Origin of the sequence: Kamptonema formosum PCC 10802, from assembly GCF_000332335.1 — a bacterium.
In the GTDB taxonomy this organism is placed as follows: domain Bacteria; phylum Cyanobacteriota; class Cyanobacteriia; order Cyanobacteriales; family Oscillatoriaceae; genus Oscillatoria.
Genome location: NZ_KB235949.1, coordinates 394,050 through 420,800 on the forward strand (window position 1 = coordinate 394,050; position 26,751 = coordinate 420,800).

Sequence of the window (26,751 nt, forward strand, 5' to 3'; positions counted from 1 at the left end):
GCCTAACAGCTTATAAAACCCGCGCAGGCGGGTTTTGGTTGTATAGCCGCGATTTCCAATCGCCGGGGAACTTTCCAATCGCCGGCTAATTTGCCCACCTTACCGGCTTTTCAAATCACCGCCACGCACTCAATCTCTACCAGCGCGTCTTTCGGCAGGCGGGACACCTGTACTGTAGAGCGAGCCGGCGCATTCCCCGCCTCAAAATATCGCGCATAAACCGAATTCATGGCAGCAAAATCGTTCATGTCCGCCAAAAATACGGTAGTTTTGACGACATTCTTGAAAGAGGCACCGGCAGCGGCGAGCACGGCTTCGATATTTGCCATGACTTGCTCGGTTTGCTTGGCCACATCGCCGGTGTGGACAATCTCGTTGATTCTCGGGTCGAGGGGAATCTGGCCGGCGAGGAAAATCATGGTGCCGGTGGCTGCGATGGCTTGGCTGTATGGCCCCACGGGTGCCGGTGCTTGTTCGCTACGGATGATTTTGCGTGTCATTGATGTCACTTTTCCTGAGGTTTTCGGAGAGTCGGCTTGCTTGTTGCGCTCTCCATCGGGCATTATCGCACCACTCAGGTCTGTATCGTTCAGGCTTGCCCCATAGATGTTTGCGCCGGTCAAGTCTGCCTTTCTCAGGTTTGCTCCATCCAGGTTGGCATTCGTCAAATCGGCCCCGTTTATATCTGCTCCCGCTAGACTCGCTCCTCGCAAACAAGCTTTTTTGAGTTTTATCCCGCTGAGGTTTGCTCCAGTCAGATCCGCATCAGCCAAATTTATGCCTGAGAAATCATATCCAGACAGATTGGCTAAAGGGAGTCTAGCGCCCTGCAGATTTGCATCTTGGAAGTCCATCTTAGTCAGAACAGCCTCAGTTAAGTTGGCTTCTGTCAAAGAAGCGCCTGTTAGATATGCACTGCTCAGATTGGCTTTACTTAAGTCTGTTTTATCCAAGGAGGCTTTACTTAGGTTGGCACTCTGCAGGTCTGCCCCACCCAGATTTGCCTTGTCCAGGCTGGCATTACTCAAGTTTGCACTTCTCAAATTTACCCCACTCAAATTTGCACCTGTCAGCTCTGCCCTACTGAGCTTTGCCGAGGACATTGCCGCCTTGGTTAGGTTTGTCTCACTCAAGTCCGCTCCGGTCAAATCTGCACTCGTTAGGTCTATCCCACTGAGGTCTGCACCTTTGAGGTCTATCCCTCTGAGATTGCCAGATTGAAAGTTCCGCTGTCCCTCTGCGTACTTTGCTAGAAGCTCCTTCGCGTCCATCATCCGCCTCAAAATCACCTTTTTATCAGTGTACTGCCCAGGGGTACACCGGCAATCCTCGCGCTCCCTCTAAGCGGGAGTCGCCGGCGCACCGGCAAAAACCAGGCACCCCACCCCCCGCCGGTGGCGTAGGAATTGCGTCCCGCCTGTCCCAAAAGCCTCCCCGCAGGCGGCTTCGGTTTATACACAAATCCCCAGTCATGCCAATTTTCCATGTTTCGCCCGAGGTAGGGTGCGTTCCCTAAGAGGGAACGCACCCTACGAGTCTACAAACCTTTTCAAGGCGGTTCCCCGAAATGGCGTAGGACAGGCGTCTCGCCTGTCCCAAAAACTTTAAACTCCCAGTTCCCCCTCCCCGCGAGCGGGGAAGGGGGGGCCCCCTCTGGGGATAAGGGGCAGGGGTTAGGGGGTGGGGTTCTTTTTCCCTCCAGCGAAACTACATCGCCTCTAACCGGCGGCGCAACTTGCTGCTGATCGCATCAATCGCCGTCACCACCACCAGCAGCACCAGCATCATCGTGGTTCCCTTGGTGTACTCAAAACTCTTGAAATAGCTCACCAGCTCAAAGCCAATCCCACCGGCACCCACCACGCCCAGCACCGACGCCGCGCGAATGTTGTACTCAAACATATATAATGTGTACCCCAGCCCCAAAGGCAGCACTTGCGGCAAAATTCCGTACTGGGCAATTTGCACCCAAGACGCCCCAGCCACCTGCAAAGACTCAATCGAGCGCGGGTCAACTGCCTCAATAGCCTCTTGATAGAACTTCGCAAGATAGCCCACCGTATAGATTCCCACCGCTAGCGTGCCCGCCGGCGCACCCAAGCCGGTCGCCGCCACAAAAAACAGCCCCAGCACAATCGACGGCACCGAGCGCACTGCATTCTGCACAAAATTGGCCACCGCTCGCAGCCAGCGAGGTGCCAGATTGTGGGCGCTGCACACAGCCACCGGCAGAGAAATCGCCGCCCCAATCGTCGTTCCCCACAGCGACATCTGAATCGTCTCAATCAGCGCCTTCACCGCCACATCCACGATTTCCAGATTCGGTGGCCACAGCCGCGACAGAAAATCAACCATGTATGGCCAGCTCGTCTTGAGCATTTCCAGGTCAATCCCCAGCCCCTTCAACGCCCAACCATACACCAGGAAAACCCCGGCAGCCACCGCCAGCCGCCTCACCCAAACATTCTGCCTCCAAAAACTCACCAAATCCTTCATCATAAAAACTCCGCCTAAATCCCTCCGCTAAACTCCCTTGGCGTCCTTGGCGTCCTCTGCGTCTATGGCGGTTCAAATCAACTGCGCAAATCGCTCCGACAAATTCTCGCACCGGCCATCATGAACCACCCGACCGGCATCGAGGACAATCGCTCGCTCCGCATAAGCGGCTGCGAGCGCCAAGTCATGCAACACCAGCACAACCGTCATCCCCTGCCGGTGCAGCTGAGCGAAAATCTCCATCACCTGCTTAATCCCCATCACATCCAGCCCAGCGGTGGGCTCATCGGCCAAAAGGATTTGAGGCGATCGCATCAGCGCCCGTGCGATCGCCACCCGCTGCTGCTGTCCGCCGCTGAGGGAGCCGGTTTTTTGCTGAGCGAGGTCTTTCAACCCCAACTCAGCGAGCAACTCCAGCGCCCGCCGCCGGTCTTCCTCCCCAAAGCCCCAGAGCGTCTCCCAGGCGGAGAGCGCCCCCAAACGCCCGCACAGCACATTGTCCAGGGCGGAAAGCTGGCGCACCAGCCCCCCTCCCTGAAATATCAAGCCGGCATCGCGGCGAATCCGCCCCAGGGTGCGGGGAGTCACCGGCACGCCATTAATCCGGATCTCCCCCCGCCGCACCGGAACCAGCCCCACCAGCGATCGCAGCAGGGTGGACTTGCCGGCCCCATTCAGTCCCAGCAGCGCCACAAACTCGCCCTGGGCGATCGCGCAGTCAATCCCACTGAGGATGGGACGGTTCAGCGACGCTGCGTAGGGCGTTTCCAGGTTCTCACACTCAATTGCAGGCATTTCTCACCGATTAGGGGTCAATTTTGGCACGTTGCAGCGCCTGGCGCATGGGCGCTAAGTGGCTGTTGTGGTCAACTTTCACCAGCTCGGTGGAGTTGTACAGAGCCCGCAGCATGGAATTGTTCGCCGGCTGGTTCAGTTTCAGCAGCGCGCTGACAATCTTTTCGCGCATTGCCGCCGGCACGTCGTCATCAATAGATATCCCGTGCGCCGGCACCCCGGGGAATTCCTGGAGAACCCGCAGCTGTTTGGCTTCCTCGGCGGTAATCCAGGGGGGGGTGAGGGCGTATTCCGAGACAGCGGCGACATCCGCTTGCTTGCGCAGCACGGCTTGCAGGGCGCTGCTGTAGCCATCGCCGTAGGTAACTTGGCCAAAGAAATTCTCTAAGCGGTCGGGGCCATCCACTAAGCCTTGGCCCACAAACTGGCCGGTGGGGATGATGAATCCGGAGCCAGAGGTGCGAGAGGCAAAGGCCATTCTTTTGCCTTTCAGCTGTTGCAGGGTTTGCTTTTGCGAACCTTGGGGGCGCAGGGGGCTGTCTTTGCGCACCACCAGCACGGAGTTATAGGTGTGCCCGCCGGAATAGTCGGAGCGCACTTCGGCGAGAGCCAGCTTCGCTCCGGCTAATTGCTCTGCTTTCAGGGCGGGCCGGCTGCTCAAGAAAGCCACATCGGCGCGGTTGGCTCTTAAGGCTTCCACGGCGGCTGTTTCGTCGGAAACGATCGCTTCCACCGGCATTCCCAGTTCCTTGGAGAGGAACTTGGCCACAGCAGTGGCTTTGTTTTGCAAGTCGGTGGAATCCCGGCGAGAGGGAAACACCATCACCAGACGGGTGAGGGAGTTTTGGGCTATCGGGGCTTGCACCTGGTGGGCGGGGTGGTGGTGGGCGCTGGCGGGTTGCGTCCCCTCGCTGGCGCTAAGGGCCAAACCGGCCAGCAGCAGAAAGCCGGCACCGGCACCCCAGAAAATCTGTTTGTTCACGTTCGCTCACTCCTTTACTTGGGCCAATTGCCTTCCCGATCGGGCAGTTGCAATACAGTCTTGATAAGCATACAGCTTTTTGAGAAAGTATCGCAACACTTACAGGCTTAAGTCATTGGCAAGCCGTGGCCACTTGCCAAGCGATGAGGTGAGAGCATATCCGTTTGATTAACTTAAATAAAAAAAGAGGGGGAGAAGCAGAAAATGCGGTAGAGGCTGAGGTGCGACATAAATTAATTAAAGGTAATTAACCGGAAGTGGGTATCACAGCACCCTTTCGAGGGCCTGCTTGAATTCGGCAGCGCTTTTAAAGCGGATTTCTGGCCTGTCAGCCAGGGCGAAGTCAATCACATCCGCCAGGGGTTGGGGAATGGAGGCGTCGCGCTGGCGCACCGGCACGGGGTCGGTTTGCAGCACCACCAGCCAGCGATCTTTGCCTGTGAAGTCGCGGGGGGGTGTGCCGGTGAGGGTGTAGTACAGAGTCGCCGCCGCCGCCCAAACATCCACCTCCGGTTTGGCATACTTGAAATTAATTACCTGCTGTCGCGGCATGAATGCCGGTGTGCCCGCCGTGGTGCCGCTGACCGTTTGACCGCTCAAACCGGCTGAATCAAACGCCTTTGCTAACCCGTAGTCGCCAATTTTGGCCGTGCGGCTATTGCCGGCAAAAGCGAGGAAAATATTCGCCGGCTTGAGATCCCGGTGCACCAAACCCCGCCCCCTGACAAAACTGCCATCCGCTTGCCTGACGTTGGGAATCTCGGCGCTGTGGGCGTATTCCAAACCTTCCAGCACTTGCAGCAAAATCGGCACCGCTTCACCCACCGGCACTCGCCCACCCCTAGCCCGCATTAAATCTAGCAAAGTGCCGCCGTCGCAATATTCCAGCAAGCAGAAAAAAGTGCCGTCCCAGTAACCCGAATCCAGCAGCCGCACAACATTGGGATGCTTTAAGGCTTTGGTGTTCTCCACTTCCCGCAGGAACCAATCTATCTGCCGCCGGCTGTTTGTTCGCTCCGGAAGCATGACTTTGAGCGCCACTTTCTCCCCTGTGCCGTTGTGGCGAGCCAGGTAAACAGCGCCGCATCCCCCCGTCCCCAGCAGTTTCAAAGTCGTGTGGCCGGCAATCTCCGGGAGATTCGAGTCCTTTGTTTTGCTTGGCAGAACTGCCGCGCCCCTGCTGACCAAAGTTTCTGTCTGTTCCCGAAGATTGCCACCGGCTCGCACTGTTTCCAGAGTTTCCGTTTCTTGCGCCGCCGTGCCGGTTTCAATGCTGACTCGAAACACAGTTTTGCTCAGCCTTATTTCGTCGCCATCCTTTAGTTCATATTCAGGAAATTCCATCATAACGGCTTGTTTCGCGGTTTGGTCGCTTTGGCGCTGCCCTATTTTTTTGCCGTTGACGTAAGTGCCATTTTTGCTGCCGAAATCGCGCACGCGAACCTGGGGGGGGTTGATGTCGAGCCTGCAGTGATAGCGAGAGATGCTGCCATGCGTTTCGTCATTTGGAAGCCGCACATAGCAGTCGCCGGCGCGACCGATAATGCAGGTGGTGCGGTCGCTGAATTCAAATATCTGCCCTTTCAGGCTTCCTTCCGTGACAGTGAGCGTGATTTTAGCTGGCATCTGGGTCTTCTAAATAATTGCGCAAACTTCTTTAAAACATCCCCCACAGCAGGGTGCGTTCCCCCTGGGGGAACGCACCTGCGTTTACTGTTTTCCCCGCCCTTTCCTGCGAGGGCGCGATTGCGCGAGCTGTTTCTTCTGTCTCATCTCTTCCAACTGCCGGCACACGCCAACAGGAATCAGCCAGCCGTAGCCGGCGCACCCCAGGGTGACGAGCAGCTGTTGAAAATCCTCCTCTGTCCAAGTGGGGGTGCCGCGCCGGGTGAGGGCTAGCGTCACCCCCTCCTCAGTAGGATTATATATCTGCTGCCAGCTGTTTGGGGGTTCAGGGGATATCAACCCCTTGAAAAAATCCAACAGCCGGTGTGGGCTATTGTTTCCAGTAAGGGGAGCAGGCGGAACTTTGCTCAGTTGGATCTGCTGAACTTCTGGCACCCTTGCCGTGCTGTTAGACTGTACGTTTCAAAAGAATCGAGATAGCGGGGAATGCCGGGGGATTCAGCGAGGAGATCGCTTTAATTTCCCGCTCGTAAGCTTTGAATCCGCTCCAGTCTGCGCCTGACTGGGCGAACTGAAACTGCTTGATAACCACCGGCTGTCCTGTTTGGGTGTCCGTGGCGAGGTGGGAGACTCTCCCGCCGGCGCGATTGTTCCCCAGTTCTCGATTTTTTTGATAGCGAGGGCGCTGGCTGCTACTTTGAGTTCCAGAGTCCGAAGAGTTTGAAGAACTGCTCATAAACGTCTAATATCTAATATGATGTAGGTTGGATTAACCCCCCACTACCCAGTAGGGGCGGGTTCACCCGATATCTTTCGGGCACAGCTGATAATCTTAATAAACCCGCCCCACCCCACCCGACTTTTCCAAGGGTTTTGGTGAGCTATTCATGACGTTTTCCGTTACTTCAGCGATTTGAAATCTGCCAAACTAGCCCGTGACTTTCATAAATGCCAGTCAGGGTTTTCCCGTCAGGTTGAAAAACCAGGGTTTTACAGTCTTTGCCCCGGGCGTTAGCCAGAAAAAATTGCCGCTCGCGCCCACTGCTTACATCCCACACCAACAGGTAGTCATTGTCAATAACCGCCGCCAAATTTTTGCCGTCCGGACTGAAAGTAAGACAGCGGGCTTTATCTTGCTTATTCCGCCAAGTGAGCCGCCGGATTTCTCCCCCGCTACTCAGGTCTAAAAGCTGAATATAATCCCCATCTTCTTTTTGAGGAGAAATGGCAACGGCAACTGTCCTGTCATCTGGGCTGATATCAAAGCCCTTTGCATTGATAGAGATATTGCACTTTGCACCGGCAAGCTCGCTAAACCCCTTCAGTTCAGTGCCGGTGCTGGGATTCCAGACTTTGAGAGTGCCGTTTTCGTGGCAACTGACCAATCTCTGACTGTTTCGAGTAAACGCTAGGGATTTAGTGGTAGTGTTTGCCGGCAGTCCAGTCAGTTTGCGGATTTCTCGCCCAGAGGCTACATCCCAGATTTGGATAGCCTTCTCCCCCCCTATCGCCAGAATTTTGCTATCCGGGCTGAACGCGAGAGAATCAGCGCTGTCTAAAGAAAACGGTATGGCATGAATGTCTTTCCCTGACGCTAAATCCCACACTTTTAGTAGATTTATATTTTCCTCGTCCTGTCCACCTCCGCTGTTCGTACTAAAAACACCGGCCAGCATTTTCCCATCAGAGCTAATGGCCAGATTGGGCCTCACGCTGTCATGAATTATCCCTTCATCTCTCTTATATTTAACCGTCTGTGGCGGTTTGGACAAGCGGCGGATTTCTTGCCCAGAGACTAAATCGATGAGGGGAATACCGTCAAGAGGTTTGCCATTGCTGCCCTCTGCCTGTAAAGTAGCCAAAACAGTCCCTTGAGGGCTGATTGCCCAGTGCTGCCACGGAAACTCAGCAATCTCAAAATTTTTGAGCGGCGAAAAGTTCTGCGCCACTGCTTTTGCTGCCTCGATTAAACGAGAGCCCCAAAGATTCCGGCGGAGATTCTTCTCATCAATAAAAGAACTACTCTCTAATTGGAGAGCTTCCGCAGACAGTTTTAATCCTCGCTCCTGTTCCCCACTGGCATAGAGTGCCACTCCAAGGGCCAATTTAGCTTCTCCTCCCTTTGGAGCAATTTCAGCTGCTCTCTGCCAGCGCTGGATTGCTTTTTCTGCATTTCCCCTCTCGTATTCTATCAACCCTATATTCATATTAGCAAAGACACTGTTGGGGCTAACAAACAGCAACTTTTCATAATATGTCAGAGCTTGGCTAATTTCCTTTTGTTTGTGAGAAGATACAGCCCAGTCAGCCAGTATTTCAGCCAGCGAGGGATTCTTGGGCAAGAGAGTTACGTCGGATTGTTTGTACAGTACCTCAATCGGGATGCCTAAATTGAAGCCAGATTTTATCGCCACTGAATTTCCCGTATCCGGATTAAAGATAACTTCCCCCTCAGCGCGTCCGTGAATGCCAATTAAGCGACCTTTCTCGTCAAACACCGGCCCGCCACTCATGCCAGACTGAGTGGTATTCGTGTACACCAGTTCGTACCCCTCTTCTCCCGCACCCAGCGTTCGCCCCGATACCTTTCCCGATGTGAACTGAAAGATGCGCTGAGTAATGGCTTGTCCCGGATGGGGCCAACCGGCAATATAAATGCTCGCCCCCTCTGTCGCCGCCTCCGAACTCCCCATCGCCGCGACGGGATAATTTTTCTCGCTGGTAAACTCCACAACCGCCAAGTCAATCCCCGGCAATTTTTTCACCGTGCGGTAGTGCAGGATATGTTTGGTTCCGTCCGAAGTCACAATCTCATATTCATCCGGCGTCGCCACCACATGCTTGGCGGTTATCACGCTGTAAGTGTTGCCGTCTTTGCCCACGATTGCGCCCGAACCCGGGTTCTGACCGTTGAGCGCCACGGTGACACTTTTCGCCATCGCTGCGATGGCTTTCTCACCCACAGTTTGCGGCACAGCACTTTGGGTTTGCGCCAGCACTATCGCCGCACCAATTAACGCCGCCGAGAGCTGATAAGAAAAATTCACGAAACGCACTCCTCCTGAATCATATAATCTCCGGTCACTCCCCGGACATTAAATTTTTTCCCCTTTAGCTTAACACAGCCAAGCTCACTTTGTCGCGCCGCGCCGCAACCGTTGAGCGATTTCTGTATAGCCCTTTTTTTCCGCTAAGCGCAGCGGGGTGTCGCCGTTGCTGTCCCTCGCGCTGACATCTGACCCCTTGGCAACCAGCACCCAGACCATTACCCGATCGCGTCTCTCCACTGCCAAGTGCAGCGGCGTTATCTCGTTTTTTTCGCACTTGGGACACCGGATTCTCCAGTCAAACTTAGCATTGATATCTGCCCCCTTGGAGATCAGCAACTCCACCCCCTCAATGTCGCGATCCCACACAGCGTGGTGCCAGAGGGTTTCACCCAGTCTGTTGCTGTTTTCTGGGGGAAAAAAGCTGTTGCTGATCCTGTCCTCAACATTAGCACCGGCAGCAATCAGCAGCTGCGCCAGCTCGATATCTTTTCTGCCCAAAGCGCACCGGAGGAGAGACATATGGCAGCAGTCATATTGGGCGCGGACATTAATGATATGGCGTATGGGGCTCATGCGCATGGGGCTCATGCGCATGGGGTAAGTAGGGGCGGGTTCACCCAAGATGTCTCTGGGTTTTACCAGATGTTAGTAAACCCGCCCCTACCAGCTTTTGCCTGCATGCGTGATGCCATGCATGCCTGATGCCCATGTACTAACCTAAGTGCATACTGCTATATCACTCCCCTCCCCCCACCGGCATTTTATATGAGTCATTAGCCGGATTCTTGAACAAAACATAATAAGTATTTGCGGCTACCGCTTTCCTTTCCTGACTTTTGGATGCGCTACCGCAAATAAACTTTTATGAATTACGGCTGCACACTTATCTAAAGTGCCGGTCGCCGGCACCGGCGAGCGCTCACAGCCTGGGGCGCAACCCGTAGTGCCGGTAGTGCCAGTAATCGCGCAAAATCTTATCGTGGTCAAAGCATAAATTAGCCGGCACCCGCCAAGACTCAAAAATCCCTAGAGTTTTAGCGTCATCCGCCGCCACAGGCTCCCCCGTCGCCGTGGCGATAAACACCACACTCAGCGTGTGCTGGCGCGGGTCGCGATTCGGGTCAGAATAGACATAGAATTGCTCCACCAGCTCCACCGGCAGCCCCGTCTCCTCTAGAGCTTCTCGCCGCGCCGCCGCCTCCACCGGCTCGCCATAGTCCACAAACCCCCCCGGAATCGCCCACCCGTAGGGCGGATTGCGGCGCTCAATCAGCACAATAGGCCGGTCTTGCCGGTCAATCAGCTCGATAATTATATCTACAGTCGGAACTGGGTTTCTATAAGCCATATCGATTTTAGAGGCTAGATTTTACAGCTTAGTGAATTGGGCATGGGGCATGGGGCATTGGGCATGGGGCATGGGGCATTGGGCATGGGGCATTGGGCATGGGGCATTGGGCATGAAGTTAATTATCAACTTTTCTCTCAACCCCTAACCCCTAACCCCTAATCCCTAACCCCTAACATGGGGCATCATCGCATTGGAACTGCATACTGTTTCCTTTCCCACGCTTCTAATTGCGCTCAATAGAACAGACATGATATTATAGAGGGTTATGCAAAAAGCCGGTCAGTAAACAGCGACACCAATCAGCCGCAAGTCATCTGAAAAGGAAAAATACAGCTAGGGGCAGAGTGTTTGCCGCCCAGTTCCAGTATAAGATGGCTCAGGACTCAGGAATCAGCACGGATATGCTTCACAGAGCCAGCGGGATTTTGCTCCACCCCACCTCCTTGCCCAGCCGCTTTGGGACTGGCGACTTAGGGCCACAAGCCTATGGCTTTATAGATTTTTTGGCAGAAAGCGGCCAGAACCTGTGGCAAGACCTGCCTTTGGGGCCAACCGCCTACGGCAATTCCCCCTACATGTGCTATTCCGCAATGGCTGGAAACCCGCTGCTGATCAGCCCGGAAGAGTTGGGCCAGAAAGGCTTGCTCTCCAAGGAAGACTTGGCCGGTGCGCCGGAGTTTCCTGCCGGCGAGGTGGATTTTGAGCGAGTCACTGCCGTAAAGATGGGCTTGTGCGATACCGCCCAGACGCCAAGACGCCAGACATCGGCCACCGCCTGCTGACTCTGACGCGAACCTGCGGTCGCCAATCTTGACCGTTCCGCTCGCCGTTTCGGGCTGCCGCCCTGTTTGCTTGTTCGGAATTCCGATAGATTAATTTTCTTTGTTTTAAACCGCCAAGACGCCAAGACGACAAGACGCTAAGGAGGAAAGGGAGAAGGGAGAATGCTAAATGGCAAGCAATTCCCCGGAGTCTAGGAGGGTCTTTCTATCGCTCCGCCCCGTTGGGCGAGAAATTGGCGAGGGGTTGGGCAATTTTTCTGGCAGTATTTCTATCAGAATTCCGTCCCGAAAATTTTATAAAAATTTAATATATGGCGTCTCACATATTAGTGAGGTACTGAGAAACCCAGTTTCTTTAAGAAACCGGGTTTCAGGGGCCTATTTCATCCAACTGAGAGCCGCTAGAGAACAGGCACCCGTCGGGGTGAGGGCGGGTTTGTGAATAGATTGCGGGGGCCAAGACTTCGGGCGAAACCCACCCCAACAAAGCATTTCCGAATGTAAATATACATACAAAGTTACCTGAAATATAAGTAAGAATTGTTACAATACAGGCTCAATTCGATGTGCCGGCGGGCGTTCCGTGATAAAGTCAGGGCATTTAGCAGCATACGCTCGGGCAGTCGCTGTGTGCCAGCGGCTCCCCTAGTTGAGCTGCAACTGTTTAGTTTTTATTTCCCAGATCCGATCATGCCCTTTCCCAGATCCAGCGGTATATTGCTCCACCCAACATCCTTTCCCAGCCGGTTTGGTATTGGCGACTTAGGAGAGCAAGCCTATCACTTTATTGATTTTTTGGTAGAGACGCGCCAGCGGCTGTGGCAGGTTTTGCCCCTCGGGCCCACCGGCTTTGGCAATTCCCCTTACATGTGCTACTCAGCAATGGCAGGCAATCCGCTGCTGATCAACCTGGAGTGGCTGCGGGACGAGGGGTTCCTCAGCCATGAAGACTTTGGCGGGGTGCCAGAATTTCCCGCCGGCAGAGTGGATTTCGATCTGGTGGCCAAAGTGAAAATCCCCCTGCTGCTGAAAATCAGCCAGAACTTTACAGCCAAGGCGTCGGAAGAGCAGCAAGAGGAATTTAAGGTGTTTTGTGACGCCCAGGCGTACTGGCTGGATGACTACGCCGTCTTCATGGCCATCAAAGAGGCCAAAGAAGGAGCCAGCTGGCACCAGTGGGAGCCGGAACTGGCGCAGCGCCAGCCCGCCGCCCTGGCGGAATGCCTGCGGCGGATGCCCGGTGAGATTTTTTTCCAGAAATTCTTGCAGTTTCAGTTCTTCCGCCAGTGGTCAGCCCTGAAGCGCTACGCCAATGAGCGGGGCATCGAGATCGTCGGCGATATTCCTATCTATGTGGCGCACGACAGCGCCGATGTCTGGGCGCATCCGGAAATCTTTTGCCTGGACAAAAAGACTGGCGAGCCGGCGGGGATAGCGGGAGTTCCGCCGGATTACTTCAGCGCCACCGGCCAGCTGTGGGGCAACCCCGTCTATCTGTGGCGGCAGCTGCAAAAAACCGATTTCGACTGGTGGGTGCAGCGCTTCCAGTCGATGCTCAATTATGTAGACATCATTCGCATCGACCACTTCCGGGGGTTCGAGGCGTTCTGGTCTGTCCGTCAGGGCGAAACCACTGCCATTAAGGGTAAGTGGGTGAAGGCACCGGGAGAGGCTTTCTTTGAGACGCTCAATAAAAAGCTGGGCAAGCTGCCGGTGCTGGCGGAGGATTTGGGCGTCATTACCCCAGAGGTGGAGGCGCTGCGAGATAAGTTCGAGTTTCCGGGGATGAAGATTTTGCACTTTGCCTTTGGCTCTGGCAGCGACAATCCCTATTTGCCGTTTAATTATTACGAGCGCAACTGTCTGGTTTACACCGGCACCCACGACAACGACACCACAGCCGGCTGGTTCAGCATGCTGGCCGAACACGAACGGCAGGGAGTGATGGCCTATTTGGGGCACGTCAGTCCGGATGGCATACACTGGGATTTAATCCGGCTGGCCCTTTCTTCTGTGGCGAATCTGGCGATTATCCCCCTGCAGGATATTTTAGGGCTGGGGAGCGAAGCGCGGATGAACACTCCCGGACTTGCCGAGGGAAACTGGGGCTGGCGATACGGGTATGGCGCTCTGACCGGCGACGTGCGCCACCGTTTGAAAAGCATGACGGAAACCTTTGGCCGCGCCACTTGACAGCTGAAAGCGACGAGCTGACAGCCGGTGGCGTTCAAAAGTAGGGGCCGGTTCACCGGAGATATCTGTGGCAGGGGTTGGTTGCAAGCAGGGGCGGGCTGACTGGAGATATTTCTCACAAGCGCCAAGATTGCTCACTTTCCCCGCCCCCGCCTTTCGCCCGCTCTCAAAGCAACTGCGGTGGGACTCTGAAGCCACTGGGCACTGATTCAAGATTCAGGGTTGGCTTTAACGGTCACCTCTTCCACCGCTCCGGGCGCTCCCATTTGCTTGGCCTGTCCGTCATTAACAGCCACGAGCACGCCACCGGCATTGCCGGCGCGCACCACCAGTTCCTGCTTGGCCTCCCAAGTGCGCTTGGTGCCCTCTGGGAGAACGCCCTCAAACTGGGTTTTCCCGTCTGCCACAACCTCGATCCAAGACTCTGCCTTTAAGGTCAGGCCAATCCGCACTGCTCCAGCTGTGGTGTTCGGAGTCGGAGATTCTTTAGCGGTTAACTTAGCCAGACTGGGAGCCGGTCGCCGCTCCTTTTGCCCGACCGGCTTGGCCGGCGGTGCCGGCTCGATGTCGGGCCGGCTCGCCTGGATTGCCGAGCGGTCGAGCATCTGCGACAGACCTTGGACAGAACACATAATTAGCACAATGTACAGGAGATAGAGATGAATCGGTCGCAATTGCGCCGATGGCCAATTTATCCAGGGATAGTTGAGCAATCGCAGATTCGATTCGACCGGAAAATCACTTGCCAGATCGACCCCGTTCAGCCCCAGGGCGTTGGCAAAGCGGCGAATAAAGCCCCGAATGTAGATCGGCTCCGGCAGGTGTTCCAGCTGGCCCTCCTCAATCGCCTGCAGGTGCCTGACCCCGATCATTGTCCTCATCGAAACTTCTTCTAGGGACAAATTCAACTCCAGGCGCACCCGGTGCAGGCGAGCCCCCAGCTCTGACAGTTTTTCTGCGCGTTCTTGCTCAAAATTGCGTATATTTTTTTTCTTACGCCTCTTGACAATATTCATAAAGTGCGGTCCTCAATGTCGGCTGGCAGATTTACTGATGTGAGATCGAGTTGGGCTTGTAAGAACCTCAGCTCAAAGTCTTTGAGGGGGCGGATTCGACCGCTGGGCAACAGCGGTTCTCCGGGCGGTTGCAGTTGAATGGGGCCAATCGCCGTGCGGTGCAGGTTAACCACTGGATATCCTAACTGCTCTGCGACACGTCGAATCTGTCGATTTCTGCCCTCTACGAGAATTACTTGCAAAAGCGTCTGGGAGTCCGGATACTGCTTGATAGCGCGGACAGAAGCAGGCAGTGTTTTCCTGCCGTCGAGCATGACCCCATTGCGCCAAGCTTGCATTGCCTCAGCCGTCGGAGCCCCCCGCACCAGCACTTCATAGGTTTTGGGAATGCCGTGACGGGGGTGCGTCAGGCCAAACGTCAGCTCCCCATCGTTGGTTAGCAGCAATGCGCCTGTGGATTCCGCATCTAAGCGTCCAATCGGGTGAACGCCCTGACCGCTGCGGAGTGGCCCGGGCAGCAGATCCAGCACGGTCTTGCGCCCTGCGGGATCGCTGCAAGTGGACACCACCCCTGCCGGTTTGTTCAGCAACAGATACACCGGCTGCGGGCGAGCAGCCCTCAGGGGTGCGCCATCAACTTCAATCAGATCCCGCTCTGGATTTGCTTTTTCCCCCAACTGCACCACTCTGCCATTCAGTCGCACCCGTCCGTCCAGGATCATTTCCTCGGCTTGACGGCGCGAGGCAATGCCCCACTGAGAGAGGATTTTTTGCAGTCTTTCCTCCATGCTCGTGTTAGCTTCAGCTCCGAATCAATAAGGTTTAGGCTGAATCGGGGCCTCAGAGCAGCCCCGATTATGTACAAATATTACAAGAAGAAGGATGATAGCCTCGGATCTCACTGTTTTATACATGTTCCTCGACCGGCTGAAGGTCAGACTGTCAGCTGTCGCCTCTGGCCCTCACCCCCCGACTTTCTCCCCGATATCAAGTTGGGGGCGCAACGGCAGGCTGTCAGTTATTGTTCGGCGGACCCCTGACTTTTGACCCCTTCAGGCTCGGGCTCGACGGTTGGAGACTGAATGCTTGCGGTATATTTACTATTTTGTGACTTAATATTGCCTCCTTGCTGATTTTTTAGGAAAATTGAACATGCTTTTCGAGGGTGATTCCCCGCCGTCCCATCCCGACCGCCAACAGGCCCGTTCCGTGGGGGCTCCGCAGGAGCAGCGCTCTGCCGCCGCCGCTGCCAAAGCGGCCTCACCAGCCGAGCCGGCTCGGCAAAGCCGCCTGATCAGTAAGGTGCTCTCACCGGCGGTGCGGCTGTGGCTGCTATCGCAAGTTGAGCGCGTCGAAGACTTACAGGTGAAAATTCAGGGCGGAGATCGCCAGATCCTGCAAGGTGAGATCCCCTCAGTCTCCCTTTCCGCTAAGGGTGCTGTCTATCAAGGACTGCACCTGAGCCAACTTCTACTCACCGCCACCGGCATTCGCATCAATATCGGTCAGGTTCTCAAAGGCAAACCCCTCCGCCTGCTCTCCCCTTTGCCGGTTGCCGGGGAATTGCTGCTGCGAGAAGCCGACCTCAACGCTTCTGTGTCAGCGCCGTTACTCTCTATAGCTCTCACCGAATTTTTGTGCAAAAATCTGCCCCCGGCATCTGCCTTTGCCAAGATGGCTTCCCTTCCCATTACTTTGCAAAACCCTGAGATTCGCATTGATTCAGGCCAGCTGGCTCTCAGCGGCATTTTGCTGTCTGCCACCGGCACTGAGCTGCCTTTTGTCTTCGGCACCGGCTTGTCGGGCGCAAACCGCGAGCTGCAGTTTGTCCGCCCCCATTTCCAGACCCCGCCCGGATCGCCCGCTCCCCAGCCCGATGACTTCACACTGGATTTAGGGCCAGAAGTTGATATCCAGGAATTAACCCTCCGCCAAAGCCAGCTGGTTTGTCGCGGCAGCATCACCGTGCTTCCGGGTTAAGGGTGAAGGGCACTTTACAGCGCCGGTCTGGCATGAAAAAATCAACTTAAGAAACCGGTTTTATGCTAAAATATAAACCGGTTTTCTTGGGATGATATGCACTTAAATAATTTAAAGTTAATCAGGAACCGCCATAGGCGCGTCAGCGACTTCCCGTAGGGTAGACGCCAAGAACGCCAAGAGGAAGGCCCCAGTGCCACGGGGGAACTGCCCCAGCAGGAATTATCCAAAGGATTTAGACGCGCTAGAGTGCCCTCTGCGGCAGCATTTACCCGGGCTGCCGCTGCTTTTATAGCGTGCCGGTATTGTATTAAAATCGCGGTGAATAAACCGAGTTTCTATCGCGGGTATTGACCAATTTGTCCGAGGTCAAGCCTCAAGAAACTCGGTTTCTGAGATGTCTTGACAAGCCCTTTAGCCCGACAGCAAAGGTAACAGGAGAGTGACGAAGTAATAGACTAGGGGAGCGGTAAAAACGTAGCTGTCGGCGCGGTCTAAGATGCCGCCGTGACCTGGAATCAGCTGCCCAGAATCCTTGACACCGGCATCCCGCTTCATCATCGACTCAGTTAAGTCGCCGAGCAAGCTGGCGATGCCGATCAGCAGGCCCAAAGCGATGCCGGTTGCCGGCCAGCTGGGCCAGTCGAGATACCAAGCGCCTGCCGCCGCACACGCCACGCTGCCGGCGACTCCAAACACGGCTCCCTCAACAGTCTTTTTGGGGCTGATGTCGGAAAGGCGAGTCCGACCGAAAAACTTACCGAAAGTGTAGGCCCCAATATCAGCGGCCCAGATGCAGATGAATGCCAGCAGTGTGACAGTTAGTCCCTCTGGCAGCGCCTTGATATCGGTCCCGGCTTCTGGCCAGTAACCGCCCATCGGCAGGTTGCTGGACACTTCACTGCCTGTAGCTCGCAACCGCACCCAGTAACTGGGCAAATAACCGCCATAAAATAGCCCCAAAATTGACGCTGAAATATCGGCTATCGTGGCTAATTTAGGCTGAAACAGCAGGTAGAAACATATAAATGTTCCGGCCACCGGCAGTACGGCGTCAGCTAGATCGCTTGACATGGTAGAAATCACCAGTAAGGCTTGGCTGACGGCCAGGGTCGTTTTACCTGCCGGCGCAATTCCTGTGGCTCGCACCAGCTCAAAGTATTCCAGCTGGCCGAGATAGACAATAATGCCAAAACAGAGGGTGAAGTACCAACCCCCAAGTACAGTCATCCCCAGAGCGAGGGCGATCGCGACAATTCCGCTCAGGATTCGAGACCAAGGCATAGGACGATTTTCTCTTTAATAGAGGAACTCATTAATCATTAAGGCTTATTGGGCATTGGACATTGGGCATCACGCAAAAGCGAATCCCCCTCGCCCGGCTTTTAATTGCAATTAATCAGCCGGACTGGATATGAGAATTTCTTTTCTGGCCCGGAGCAACCGATTGGGCGAGGGGGTTAACCTGGGGTTAACCAATCCAATTTGGCATATTTTGGGGAACAGTGGGGCAGTTCGGCGCTGTTTCGATGCCCCCGAGAAGCTCAGGCGTTGCGCCGGCGCTGCTTAGCCATTTCTCCCCCGCCCCCGGCCCGTTTGAGGCTCAATCTAACTTCTCGCCGCTGAGGATAAAAATCGGATTGACTGCGGCAAAAACTTGATGGTTGCCCCGCGTCTCGAGCCGGTTCACAGCGGACTGCACCACCTCAATATTGCGCACTTGCAGTTCGGCAAAGCTTTCTGAAATCGCGTAGAGACTCTCCAGATTGCTCGCTGTGGCCACAATCCGGCCTTTGGGCAGCAGGTACTGCCAGACTTCCTGGAGGATGGCTTTGATGGGGCGTCCTCCCTCAATGCAAACCCGCAGGGGTCTTTCCGGCAGGTCTTTGAGACATTCTGGGGCGCTGCCAAAAATCACCTCTACATTGCTGACGCCGAAACGCTCGCAGTTGCGGCGGATCAGGCTGACCACTTCCTCATCCCGCTCCACGGCGACAATCCGTCCTTGGGGACACAGCAACCCACTCTCCACGGGAATCGTGCCGGTGCCGGCTCCAATGTCCCACAGCACGGAGTCTGGCATCAGCCGCAGCTGGGAGACGATCTGCAGCCGCACTTCGCGCTTGCTCAGGGGAATCCCGGGCAGCCGCTCGAACAGCTCATCCGGGATACCCGGGGTAACGTAAGGCCATAGCATAAAAAGTTTTCACCCTGTAAATTCTTAATAATTAATTTTGAATTGTTAGCTCCGCGAGCCACTTGCCTGCTGGCAGCTGACCGTTTGTAGGGGCGGGCTCACCAACATCTGAACTTCGTAGAGATATTTTAGGTGAACCCGCCCCTACGAGCCCAATCGGCTGGCCTCGTAGGGGCGCATAGTTTTCATCAGTGGCGCTCTTGGCGCTGCAGTAGGGGCGGGTTTACCAACATCTGAACTTCGTAGAGATATTGTAAGTGAACCCGCCCCTACTCCCCTCACTTTCGCACAACCTTTAACGTTTGCAAGCTGGGGTCGCCACACCCTGTGACTGTCCCACCTGAGCTTAGCACCCGCTGCAGGTAGTCGAGGGCCGCTGTTGTAATGATTTCACCGGGCACCAGCACCGGCACCCCGGGCGGGTAGGGACAGACTATCTCGGCACTGATCCTGTGGCACGCCCGCTCGCTCTGGAGCGTTTCTGTCTCGGCAAAGAAGGCTTCACGGGGGGTGAGGGCAGGAGCCGCGGGGGAACACGGCAGCACCGGCACACCGGCACAGGACAGTCCCGCCTCAAGCCTTTTCTCTTTCTCCGCTAGTGTGGTAAAACCCCGCACCAATTGCTCAATATCTGCCGGCGTGTTGCCGGCACTGACGATAAATGTCAGCTGCCGCAGGCAAGGCAATTCAGCGGTCACGCCCAGCTGCCCGTGCAGGATTTCATCCGCTTCATACCCGCTGAGCCCCAAACCGGCAGCGCTCACGGTCAGGCGCGTCCGGTCGAGGGCGGCGAAACCGGGCGTCACCGCCTCGGGGGATGGGGGCTGTAAAACCGACAGTCCCGGAATCTGGGCCAGCCGGCTTCTGGCTCCCTCCGCCAGCTCCAGCGCCTGCGCCAGCAGTTGCTCCCCCTGTGTGGCCATTTGCTGCCGCGCCGCATCCAAGGACGCCAGCAATAAATAGCTCGGACTTGTGGATTGCACAAGCTGCAAAGCTTTACTGACGCGCTGCCGGTCGATTCGGTCTCCCCGGACATGCAGCATCGATGCCTGAGTCATGGCCGAGAGGACCTTGTGGGCCGACTGCACGGTTAAATCCGCACCGGCAGCCAGCGCCGGAGACGGCAAGTCGGGATGAAAGGCAAAATGCGGCCCGTGAGCTTCGTCCGCCAGCAAAGGGATGCCGTGCCGGTGCGCCAGTTCAGCAATAGCCGCCACATCGCCGCAAACCCCGTGATAGGTGGGGTAAACCACCATCACCGCCTTGGCGTCCGGATGCCGGTCGAGGGCTTCCGCCACTCCTGCCGGCGTGATGCTGTTAGCCAAATCCCAAGCTGGGTCGTATTCGGGACTGACGAACACCGGCACCGCACCCGAGAGAACCAGACCGGAAATCGCTGAGCGGTGGACATTCCGGGGCAGGATGATTTTGTCGCCGGCAGCGCAGGTCGCCAAAATTGAGGCAATAATTCCACCCGTAGAACCATTGACAAGAAACCAAGTTTGTGCTGCGCCAAACGCCTGAGCTGCCAGTTGCTGCGCTTCTCGGATCGCGCCCTCTGGGGCGAACAAGTTATCCAGTTCTGGGAGTTCCGGCAAGTCGGCTTCAAACACTGTTTTCCCGAGTAGGTCAGCTAGCGGCTGGGGAATTCCCCGCCCCCGCTTGTGCCCGGGGGCGTAGAAGGGGGCGTGCTGCCGGTGGGCGAGTTCTTGCAGGGCTTCCAGTAAGGGCGCTCTGGTTTGGTCTTGCGGGGGCAATTTATCAGTTTCCAATCGGCGCAGTAGGGATTTGACTGTTGGCGTCCGTAGCTGTCAATCTCTCATTTTACAGCACTTCTCAATAATTTGTGACACCTCTCTCTCTTTTCTTTTCTTGGCGATCTTGGCGTCTTGGCGGTTTATTTGATAACTCATCACACCCCATCAAATCAACCTCATATATTTGATTGGAAGTGGCATCAAACCGGCTTTCATGCGGGCTATTTTCCCTTGATTTTTGCCGGCATATTTCGATGAAACCCACCGCCTCTGGGGGTGCCGGCCTTCCCCCAGAGGGAAAGTTGCCTTGTTTTAACCTAAAGCGGCACAGAATCTAGCTATTTAGATAGATGTCATTTCTGCTGGTTTCTAACTACTTTGAAAGCATGGAGTTATTTCAGCAGCAATTTATGATTAATGCCAGTATCGATCCCCAGCCAGAGATTCCCAATCCGGAGCCGGTTCTGCCGCCACTGCCTCAACCCCCACCGGCACCCGGGCCAGTGCCCGAGCCGGTGCCGGGACCGATTCCGCAGCCCATACCGGGACCGGTGCCCGAGCCGGTGCCGGGACCGGTGCCCGAGCCGGTGCCCGGGCCCATTCCCCAGCCGGTGCCCGGTCCAATACCGCAAACCATTCCCGGGCCGGTATAAAGCGGGGCACAGGTGGAACGCCTGTGCTGCGGCGTTTTGAGCGAGCCGGTGAGGATTAGTTAAAGTTGAGGGCAGTCTCCTTGCAAACGTCTATCTTGTACAAGTCAGTGGACTTGCCATCTTCGTATTCGGCCCGGACGTCAAAGACGCAGCCGGCTTCAGAACCCCCGTAGTCAGCTGGGTCCCACTCGAAGTCCACCTTCTCGCGGTCAGCCACGCGAGTGCCTTCTAGTTCGTTCTTGCCCCACGTTTGCTTGTCGGGCGGGGACATGTACAGTGCGGTCATGTTCTTGCCGCTGTTGTTGATGACAGAGATTTTTATGATGTCTTGAGCCAGGGCGCTGCCGGCCAGCGTTACCAGTGGCAGGGCCAGGGTGGCAGCGAGGGTGACGTTGCGGAACGATTTGTGAGCCATGGGCAGAAATTTCCTGAAGTTAATAGATTTTTCAGTCGTGGTCAAAGCACCCTGGAAGGCACCGCTCCCGATATGCCCGCGATAGCTTTTGGTATTCTGACAGAGGTGATACGTTGCTAAACTGCCATGCTGAGAGCCGGGATTGTCGGACTGCCTAATGTTGGTAAATCTACCTTATTTAATGCCGTGGTGGCAAACGCCAAGGCTGCTGCGGCTAATTTTCCCTTTTGCACCATTGAACCCAATGTCGGGGTGGTTGCCGTGCCAGACGAGCGGTTAAACGTGCTGGCCAAACTTTCGGCGTCGAAGCAAATTGTACCCGCACGCATCGAGTTTGTCGATATTGCGGGTTTGGTCAAGGGTGCCAGCCAGGGAGAAGGGCTGGGAAACCAGTTCCTGTCCCACATCCGGGAAGTGGATGCCATTGTCCATGTGGTGCGCTGTTTCGAGAATGACGACATTATCCACGTCGCCGGGAATGTTGACCCCGAGCGGGATATTGAAATCATTAACCTGGAGCTGGCTTTGGCCGATCTGGCGCAGGTTGAGCGGCGTATCGAGCGCACCCGCAAGCAAGCTCGCACCAGTAAGGACGCTCAGGTGGAACTCTTGGCGCTGGAAAAACTGGCGGCTGCCCTGAATGAGGGCAAGCAGGCGCGGGGGGTGAGTTTGACGCCTGAGGAGGCGGAATCCATACAGGCGCTGAATTTGCTCACCGGCAAGCCGATTATCTATGCCGCCAATGTGTCTGAGGACGATTTGGCGGCGGGAAACCAGTGGGTGGAGCGGGTGCGGGGGATTGCGGCTGCACAGAGCGCCCAAGTTGTGGTGGTTTCGGCGCAAGTTGAGTCAGAGCTGGTGGAGTTGCCACAAGAGGAGCGGGCTGACTTCCTGCAATCCCTGGGGGTTGAGGAAGGCGGGCTGAAATCCCTGATCCGCGCTACTTATGAGCTGTTGGGCTTGCGGACATTTTTGACCACCGGCCCCGAGGAAACCCGCGCTTGGACAATTAAGGCCGGGATGCTAGCGCCGCAGGCTGCCGGTGTGATTCACTCGGATTTTGAGCGGGGCTTCATTCGGGCGGAGACGGTTGCTTACCGGGATCTCGTGGGAGCAGGCTCCATGAGCGCTGCTCGGGAAAAAGGCTTGCTCCGCAGTGAGGGTAAGGATTATCTGGTGCAGGAAGGCGATGTGATGCTGTTCCGGTTTAATGTCTGAGTGGCTATCCCGCTGTCCGCATTTCCTCTGATTCCTCAAAGGCTTGCAAGTGGGGAAGGCGGGCATTGGAGCGCAGGCACAAGCGTCCCGCTCGCCGGCATTCGACGGGGCGTCCCGCCTGTCGGGCAACTGGTTAGGTAGATTTGCCTTCTGGCAATTCCCCTGCTATCATACAGCCGCAAGAGTCAGAATTGTAACAGCAGCAGGCAGCGCATCATTAGTACAATATATGTAACTGATGACTGCATCGGGGCAGAAATGGGCAATTTCTCCCGCACAGGTTTCAGGTGTCGGGTTGCCTTTCCCCCGCTCGCCACTCCCCCCTGTCCTGCCCTGCCTGAATGCCCCGCAGCCGGGAACTGGCGACAGATTTCCGCTCAGGTTATTTTAGCCTTCCAGAGCGGATGCGCGGGATCTCTGTAAATTCCACTTCCGAGCCGCCCAGATGGCCCTCTGTTATTAAAATGGGGCTATTCTAGCGAGATTTTACCCAATTAGAGGTGTATAAATGCCGGAAATTACCAAAGAAGAAATGCGTGAAAGACTGGGCAACATTGACCAGATTCGCGATATCATATTTGGCGCTCAGATCCGCGATTTTAACAATCGCTTCGAGAAGCTGGAGACGGAACTGTCTGTTCTGCAGCAGGAGATGCACGATTACGCGGCGCAGGTGAAGAGCATTCTCTCAACCGAGCTGCGATCGGCGATTGAGTCCTTTGAGAAGAAGCTGAAGTCTCTGACCATCAGCACTCAGGAAGAAGCGGCGGATCTGCGGCAACAGCTCGACCGCATAAACCGGAAGTTCTCTACCAGTATTGAAGCGCTGGATGAGGCTGTAGACAAACAGAACTCCACGCTCCGAGACGAATTTGCGATAACAAGAGATCGGCTTCAAGATGAAGTTCGTAATTTGAGGAATCAGGTGTTTGATGAGCTAGAGAAACGCCTGACGATGATGAAAGGCGACAAGGTGTCTAAGGACGATATGGCAGAACTGCTGTTTGAACTTGGCATGCGGTTGAAAGGCACTGAGTTTGTTCCTGAACTCAAAGAAGCTGCCGACACGAATCTCTATACCGATGTGCGGTTAATAGAGCCAACGCCGGCGAGTTCAAAGTAGAGACAGGGGTCGGTGGCGTCTCCACACCTCGCGAGTGAGAACGGGGGGAGAGTAGCAGCAATTGTAGGGATGGCAGAGTATGGCTTTATCGAAAGAAAATCAGGGTGATATGAATCGGGCTGGGGATCTGCTTCCTGACTCTGCTGACTCCCGTGAGGGCTCAGCAGAGCAGCTTAAAGAGTTGGTGGAGCTATTGGCTGACCTGCTGGGCGCTGACTCAATTCAGGCATCTGAGCTGGAACTCCCCCCGCACAGCAATGCTTCAAATGGTAAAGCCGGCGGGAACGCTTTCGGGCACGACCGGCTGAAACTACCGCCTGCCGGTGCTGGACCAGCACAAGAACACCCGCAGCACGAGCGGGCACAGCTTCTCGAAGAACTGACTGCTGTGGAGGGGGATTCTCACCGGCTATCCCCACCGGCACAGCGGTCTGAGCCAGCCCCAGAAAGCCCCCCCAGTGAGCCGGCGGAGCCTCTCGCAAAACTCACTGGTGTGAGTGACTGTTCTGGCCGACTATCTGAGTCGGCACAGGGGGCTGAGCCCGCCCCAGAGAGCCCCCCCTACCAGCCGGCGGAGCTTCTCGAACAACTCACTGCTGTGAGGGGGGATTCGGACCGGCTATCTCCGCCTCTCCCTGGACTCACATCTGTGAGTAAGGGTTCAGACCGGCTCAGAGAGCCGGCACAGGGGTCTGAGCCAGCCCCAGAAAGCCCCCCCTACCAGCCGGCGGCGCTAGAGGTTCAGGAGACTCCTGCTGAGAGGACAGATAGCCCTGTAGTTCAGCCGCCGCAGTCAGCGCCGGCAGAAAATATCCTGGCATCTAACGAGAATTTAGATGCTCTAATCGCGGCTATTGAAAAGCTGCCAATCGTGTCACCTCCCCGCCAGAGGCGGGAGGAAAAAGCAGAAGAGTTCCCGCTATATCAGGATAATACAGACGAAATAATTGCAGCATTTGATAATTCTCCAGATTTGTTAGAAACCTTCCAAAGTTGGGGGATGACGCCGGAACAGTCCCGGCTATCTCAGGAGAATTTAGACGAGCCGAAAGCGGCATTTGAAAGTGTGCCTGTCGTGCGATATCTGCCCAAGAGGCAGGTGAGGCGAGCCGAAAAGACCCAGCTGCCGGTGGGGAGCGCCGAGGATGATCTTGGCAATCCGGTTGAGCGCTTGCAGCATATTCTTGTCGGCTCCGTCGTGTCCGACTTCGAGCGCGTGAAAAAGCTGCTGCTGGATTCTGAACTGCCCGGGGTGCGTCACCTGCTGGCAACGATTGAACATAAACTGGGCAATTTGGAACACCAGATTTACGATCCCAATGAATTGATTAAGCTGCTGCTGCCTTGGATTGCTGATATCTTGAGTCTGAAGGTCGCTGATTCAAAAGAAGAAGTGGTCAGGGCGATCGTGCCAATCATTGATGAAGTGATTAAGGGAAGGAGCCTGGAAGACAAGGAGGCAATGAGTGCGGCCATAGCCGACTTGATACCAGCGGCAATTTCCAGACAGATCAGCGACTCCCCAAGGGAAATCGCCAAGGCAATCGGGCCTGAAATGGGCGCGGCCATTAGGGAGCAGATTAGACTGGATCGGGAGGAGATCGTCAGCACTCTGGCACCTGCGATTGGCTCAGCCATCAAGGAACAGATTAACCTGGAGCGGGACGCGATGGTGGACGCCCTGTATCCGGTGATTGGCAGCACCATTTCTAAATACTTGGCGGAAGCCATTCGCTCTATCAATGAAAAGGTGGCGAATGCATTTAGCCCAGAGGGAATCTCCCGCAAGATACGCGCCAGAATGCTGGGAGTTTCCGAGGGGGAATTAATCCTCAAGGAGTCGATGCCCTATATCGTCCAGGCTGTTTTTTTGATTCACAAAGGATCGGGTCTGGTGATTTCTGAGGCGCAGCGCTCTGACAGCCAGAGACTGGAATCTGAGATGGTGGCGGGGATGCTGACCGCTATCCGCAGCTTTGTGAATGACTGTATTGTCCAGTCTGGGGAAATCGCCGAACTCGACCAGATAGATTATGGCGGTTCCAAAATCGTCTTGGAGGTGGCGGGATACTGCTATATAGCGGTGGTGATTAAAGGAGAGCCGCCCAAGACGCTGATCGGGCAGCTGCGGGACACGCTGAGCACCATTGTCCTCAAGTATGGCAAAGCCATCGAAACGTTTGATGGCGATCCCGATACTGTCCCACCGGCAGTTCCGAAGCTTCTAGAAGCGTTAATGGCAATCGCCACAAAGGAAAATAAGGCAAAAGCTCCTACCGCTCTCTTGGGTATTGGCTTCGGGATACTGGGCTTAATTCTCGTGCTTTGGGGGATTGCTCAATATCGCAGCGGGATTGACCGGCGCATTGCGCACAGAGCTGCCACAGCCTTAGCCGAAGCCCCGGAGCTTGCGGTTTACCTGCTCACTGTGGACGCCGAGAGAGGGACCTTGAAGCTGGCGGGAAAGTTGCCCAACCCACAACTGCGCTCGAAAGCGGAGCAAATTGCACTGGCTGCCGCACCGGGTGTGAGGTTGGAGAATAAAATCATCACTGTCGATGTGCCTCCCGATCCGGTGCTGGTCGCCGGTGAGGTGAAACGGCTGACAGCGGTTTTGAATAAAATGGAGGGCGTTGAGATTTCAACGAGCTACAATGAACGCACTGTAACGGTGGGCGGAACGGTGAGCCGGCGGCAGGACGCCGAGAAAATCGCCGCTGCCCTCAAGCAAATTCCAGGGGTTCAGTCTGTTCTGAGCGCTGTAGAAATCAATCCGCTCGCGATCTCCAGCCGGATCTACTTCGATCCAGGCTCGGCCACCTTGAGCCCAGCATATCTCCAGACAATTGTCAAGATAAAAGAGTTTCTCAATCAATATCCCCAAAAATCTCTTAGGATAGTAGGGCACAGCGATCCCACCGGCACCCCCGCCCAAAATCAGGAGCTGGCACTGGCCCGGGCCAGCGAGGTGCGAGACGCCCTCGTCAGGCAAGGGATAGATGCCAGGCGGCTCACTGTCGCCGGGAGCGCAAACCCTCCCGCAGATGTGGAGTCCAGTCAGCCACTATTGTTAAGTAGATGCGTGCGATTTGAACCGCTCGACTAGGGGGCAAACAG

General features: G+C 55.6%; 23 protein-coding genes. 7 read left to right on the forward strand and 16 right to left on the reverse strand.

What is annotated here, in order from left to right; all coding sequences use genetic code 11:
• Nucleotides 1-110 precede the first annotated feature (110 nt).
• The 10 genes from OSC10802_RS56230 to OSC10802_RS0132275 all read right to left on the reverse strand — a co-directional run bounded on the left by OSC10802_RS56230 (nt 111) and on the right by OSC10802_RS0132275 (nt 10,297).
• Nucleotides 111-1,274, reverse strand: a complete 1,164-nt coding sequence (locus tag OSC10802_RS56230; protein WP_369797139.1) for a Rid family detoxifying hydrolase — start codon at nt 1,272-1,274, stop codon at nt 111-113.
• 433 nt (nt 1,275-1,707) lie between these two features.
• Nucleotides 1,708-2,499, reverse strand: a complete 792-nt coding sequence (gene phnE, locus OSC10802_RS0132230; RefSeq protein WP_198525336.1) for a phosphonate ABC transporter, permease protein PhnE — start codon at nt 2,497-2,499, stop codon at nt 1,708-1,710.
• Nucleotides 2,500-2,568: 69 nt separating this feature from the next.
• Nucleotides 2,569-3,291 (reverse strand): phosphonate ABC transporter ATP-binding protein, encoded by a 723-nt coding sequence (locus tag OSC10802_RS0132235; protein ID WP_017720894.1) that lies wholly within the window; start codon nt 3,289-3,291, stop codon nt 2,569-2,571.
• A gap of 10 nt (nt 3,292-3,301) precedes the next feature.
• Complete coding sequence (locus tag OSC10802_RS0132240) at nt 3,302-4,273, reverse strand: phosphate/phosphite/phosphonate ABC transporter substrate-binding protein (RefSeq protein ID WP_017720895.1); 972 nt, start codon at nt 4,271-4,273, stop codon at nt 3,302-3,304.
• A 264-nt stretch (nt 4,274-4,537) separates the two neighbouring features.
• Nucleotides 4,538-5,899 carry a protein kinase domain-containing protein gene (locus OSC10802_RS0132245; RefSeq protein ID WP_017720896.1) on the reverse strand — a complete coding sequence of 454 codons (1,362 nt, stop codon included), beginning with the start codon at nt 5,897-5,899 and terminating at the stop codon, nt 4,538-4,540.
• A gap of 84 nt (nt 5,900-5,983) precedes the next feature.
• Nucleotides 5,984-6,334, reverse strand: a complete 351-nt coding sequence (locus OSC10802_RS0132250; protein ID WP_017720897.1) for a hypothetical protein — start codon at nt 6,332-6,334, stop codon at nt 5,984-5,986.
• Nucleotides 6,335-6,347: 13 nt separating this feature from the next.
• Nucleotides 6,348-6,635: a hypothetical protein gene (locus OSC10802_RS0132255; protein WP_026099004.1), complete on the reverse strand. Its 288-nt coding sequence runs from the start codon at nt 6,633-6,635 to the stop codon at nt 6,348-6,350.
• Nucleotides 6,636-6,804: 169 nt separating this feature from the next.
• Nucleotides 6,805-8,946 carry a trypsin-like peptidase domain-containing protein gene (locus tag OSC10802_RS45070; protein ID WP_017720898.1) on the reverse strand — a complete coding sequence of 714 codons (2,142 nt, stop codon included), beginning with the start codon at nt 8,944-8,946 and terminating at the stop codon, nt 6,805-6,807.
• Nucleotides 8,947-9,030: 84 nt separating this feature from the next.
• Entirely contained in the window at nt 9,031-9,522 is a 492-nt protein-coding gene (locus tag OSC10802_RS42850) for an ankyrin repeat domain-containing protein (RefSeq protein WP_198525337.1), read from the reverse strand.
• Between the two features lie 346 nt (nt 9,523-9,868).
• Nucleotides 9,869-10,297 (reverse strand): NUDIX domain-containing protein, encoded by a 429-nt coding sequence (locus OSC10802_RS0132275; RefSeq protein ID WP_017720901.1) that lies wholly within the window; start codon nt 10,295-10,297, stop codon nt 9,869-9,871.
• A 374-nt stretch (nt 10,298-10,671) separates the two neighbouring features.
• On the opposite strand from OSC10802_RS0132275, the gene OSC10802_RS0132280 reads away from it, so the two are divergent.
• Together OSC10802_RS0132280 and malQ are read left to right on the forward strand one after the other, a co-directional pair.
• On the forward strand, nt 10,672-11,082 hold the full coding sequence (locus OSC10802_RS0132280) for a 4-alpha-glucanotransferase (RefSeq protein ID WP_369797140.1): 411 nt from the start codon (nt 10,672-10,674) through the stop codon (nt 11,080-11,082).
• A gap of 690 nt (nt 11,083-11,772) precedes the next feature.
• On the forward strand, nt 11,773-13,275 hold the full coding sequence (malQ, locus tag OSC10802_RS0132285) for a 4-alpha-glucanotransferase (protein ID WP_026099005.1): 1,503 nt from the start codon (nt 11,773-11,775) through the stop codon (nt 13,273-13,275).
• Between the two features lie 209 nt (nt 13,276-13,484).
• Here the strand turns inward: malQ and OSC10802_RS0132290 are convergent, their stop codons facing one another.
• Together OSC10802_RS0132290 and OSC10802_RS0132295 are read right to left on the reverse strand one after the other, a co-directional pair.
• Nucleotides 13,485-14,291, reverse strand: coding sequence for a helix-turn-helix domain-containing protein (locus OSC10802_RS0132290; protein WP_017720904.1), 807 nt, complete (start codon nt 14,289-14,291; stop codon nt 13,485-13,487).
• On the reverse strand, nt 14,288-15,079 hold the full coding sequence (locus OSC10802_RS0132295) for a pseudouridine synthase (RefSeq protein ID WP_017720905.1): 792 nt from the start codon (nt 15,077-15,079) through the stop codon (nt 14,288-14,290). The genes OSC10802_RS0132290 and OSC10802_RS0132295 overlap by 4 nt, the downstream gene beginning before the upstream one ends.
• Nucleotides 15,080-15,443: 364 nt before the next feature.
• On the opposite strand from OSC10802_RS0132295, the gene OSC10802_RS0132300 reads away from it, so the two are divergent.
• Nucleotides 15,444-16,271 (forward strand): LmeA family phospholipid-binding protein, encoded by an 828-nt coding sequence (locus OSC10802_RS0132300; RefSeq protein ID WP_017720906.1) that lies wholly within the window; start codon nt 15,444-15,446, stop codon nt 16,269-16,271.
• Nucleotides 16,272-16,685: 414 nt separating this feature from the next.
• Here the strand turns inward: OSC10802_RS0132300 and OSC10802_RS0132305 are convergent, their stop codons facing one another.
• The 3 genes from OSC10802_RS0132305 to OSC10802_RS0132320 form a co-directional block, all read right to left on the reverse strand.
• Nucleotides 16,686-17,555, reverse strand: coding sequence for a phosphatidate cytidylyltransferase (locus tag OSC10802_RS0132305; RefSeq protein ID WP_017720907.1), 870 nt, complete (start codon nt 17,553-17,555; stop codon nt 16,686-16,688).
• 319 nt (nt 17,556-17,874) lie between these two features.
• Nucleotides 17,875-18,468, reverse strand: a complete 594-nt coding sequence (gene cbiT, locus OSC10802_RS0132315) for a precorrin-6Y C5,15-methyltransferase subunit CbiT (RefSeq protein WP_017720909.1) — start codon at nt 18,466-18,468, stop codon at nt 17,875-17,877.
• A gap of 278 nt (nt 18,469-18,746) precedes the next feature.
• Nucleotides 18,747-20,240 carry an aminotransferase class I/II-fold pyridoxal phosphate-dependent enzyme gene (locus OSC10802_RS0132320; RefSeq protein ID WP_017720910.1) on the reverse strand — a complete coding sequence of 498 codons (1,494 nt, stop codon included), beginning with the start codon at nt 20,238-20,240 and terminating at the stop codon, nt 18,747-18,749.
• 335 nt (nt 20,241-20,575) lie between these two features.
• Between OSC10802_RS0132320 and OSC10802_RS0132330 the strand changes: the two genes are divergently transcribed.
• Nucleotides 20,576-20,878, forward strand: coding sequence for a hypothetical protein (locus OSC10802_RS0132330; protein ID WP_017720911.1), 303 nt, complete (start codon nt 20,576-20,578; stop codon nt 20,876-20,878).
• A 55-nt stretch (nt 20,879-20,933) separates the two neighbouring features.
• Here OSC10802_RS0132330 and OSC10802_RS0132335 read toward each other — a convergent pair whose 3' ends face one another.
• Nucleotides 20,934-21,293 (reverse strand): hypothetical protein, encoded by a 360-nt coding sequence (locus OSC10802_RS0132335; RefSeq protein WP_017720912.1) that lies wholly within the window; start codon nt 21,291-21,293, stop codon nt 20,934-20,936.
• Nucleotides 21,294-21,419: 126 nt separating this feature from the next.
• On the opposite strand from OSC10802_RS0132335, the gene ychF reads away from it, so the two are divergent.
• The 3 genes from ychF (at nt 21,420) to OSC10802_RS45525 (ending at nt 26,740) form a co-directional block, all read left to right on the forward strand.
• Entirely contained in the window at nt 21,420-22,511 is a 1,092-nt protein-coding gene (gene ychF, locus OSC10802_RS0132340; protein ID WP_017720913.1) for a redox-regulated ATPase YchF, read from the forward strand.
• 508 nt (nt 22,512-23,019) lie between these two features.
• A complete protein-coding gene (locus OSC10802_RS0132345; RefSeq protein WP_017720914.1) occupies nt 23,020-23,634 on the forward strand; it encodes a hypothetical protein in 615 nt (204 codons plus the stop codon).
• Between the two features lie 79 nt (nt 23,635-23,713).
• The gene (locus tag OSC10802_RS45525; protein WP_017720915.1) at nt 23,714-26,740 is read left to right on the forward strand and encodes an OmpA family protein; all 3,027 of its coding nucleotides are present in this window, start codon (nt 23,714-23,716) and stop codon (nt 26,738-26,740) included.
• Nucleotides 26,741-26,751 lie beyond the last annotated feature (11 nt).

Coding starts and splice junctions, on each gene's coding strand:
- OSC10802_RS0132330 (WP_017720911.1), top strand. CDS start 20,576: ATGTCATTTCTGCTGGTTTCTAACTACTTTGAAAGCATGGAGTTATTT.
- OSC10802_RS0132235 (WP_017720894.1), bottom strand. CDS start 3,291: ATGCCTGCAATTGAGTGTGAGAACCTGGAAACGCCCTACGCAGCGTCG.
- malQ (WP_026099005.1), top strand. CDS start 11,773: ATGCCCTTTCCCAGATCCAGCGGTATATTGCTCCACCCAACATCCTTT.
- OSC10802_RS0132290 (WP_017720904.1), bottom strand. CDS start 14,291: ATGAATATTGTCAAGAGGCGTAAGAAAAAAAATATACGCAATTTTGAG.
- OSC10802_RS45525 (WP_017720915.1), top strand. CDS start 23,714: ATGGCTTTATCGAAAGAAAATCAGGGTGATATGAATCGGGCTGGGGAT.
- cbiT (WP_017720909.1), bottom strand. CDS start 18,468: ATGCTATGGCCTTACGTTACCCCGGGTATCCCGGATGAGCTGTTCGAG.
- OSC10802_RS0132300 (WP_017720906.1), top strand. CDS start 15,444: ATGCTTTTCGAGGGTGATTCCCCGCCGTCCCATCCCGACCGCCAACAG.
- OSC10802_RS0132345 (WP_017720914.1), top strand. CDS start 23,020: ATGCCGGAAATTACCAAAGAAGAAATGCGTGAAAGACTGGGCAACATT.
- OSC10802_RS0132280 (WP_369797140.1), top strand. CDS start 10,672: ATGGCTCAGGACTCAGGAATCAGCACGGATATGCTTCACAGAGCCAGC.
- OSC10802_RS0132245 (WP_017720896.1), bottom strand. CDS start 5,899: ATGCCAGCTAAAATCACGCTCACTGTCACGGAAGGAAGCCTGAAAGGG.
- OSC10802_RS42850 (WP_198525337.1), bottom strand. CDS start 9,522: ATGAGCCCCATACGCCATATCATTAATGTCCGCGCCCAATATGACTGC.
- OSC10802_RS0132295 (WP_017720905.1), bottom strand. CDS start 15,079: ATGGAGGAAAGACTGCAAAAAATCCTCTCTCAGTGGGGCATTGCCTCG.
- ychF (WP_017720913.1), top strand. CDS start 21,420: ATGCTGAGAGCCGGGATTGTCGGACTGCCTAATGTTGGTAAATCTACC.
- OSC10802_RS0132305 (WP_017720907.1), bottom strand. CDS start 17,555: ATGCCTTGGTCTCGAATCCTGAGCGGAATTGTCGCGATCGCCCTCGCT.
- OSC10802_RS56230 (WP_369797139.1), bottom strand. CDS start 1,274: ATGATGGACGCGAAGGAGCTTCTAGCAAAGTACGCAGAGGGACAGCGG.
- OSC10802_RS0132255 (WP_026099004.1), bottom strand. CDS start 6,635: ATGAGCAGTTCTTCAAACTCTTCGGACTCTGGAACTCAAAGTAGCAGC.
- phnE (WP_198525336.1), bottom strand. CDS start 2,499: ATGATGAAGGATTTGGTGAGTTTTTGGAGGCAGAATGTTTGGGTGAGG.
- OSC10802_RS0132335 (WP_017720912.1), bottom strand. CDS start 21,293: ATGGCTCACAAATCGTTCCGCAACGTCACCCTCGCTGCCACCCTGGCC.
- OSC10802_RS0132275 (WP_017720901.1), bottom strand. CDS start 10,297: ATGGCTTATAGAAACCCAGTTCCGACTGTAGATATAATTATCGAGCTG.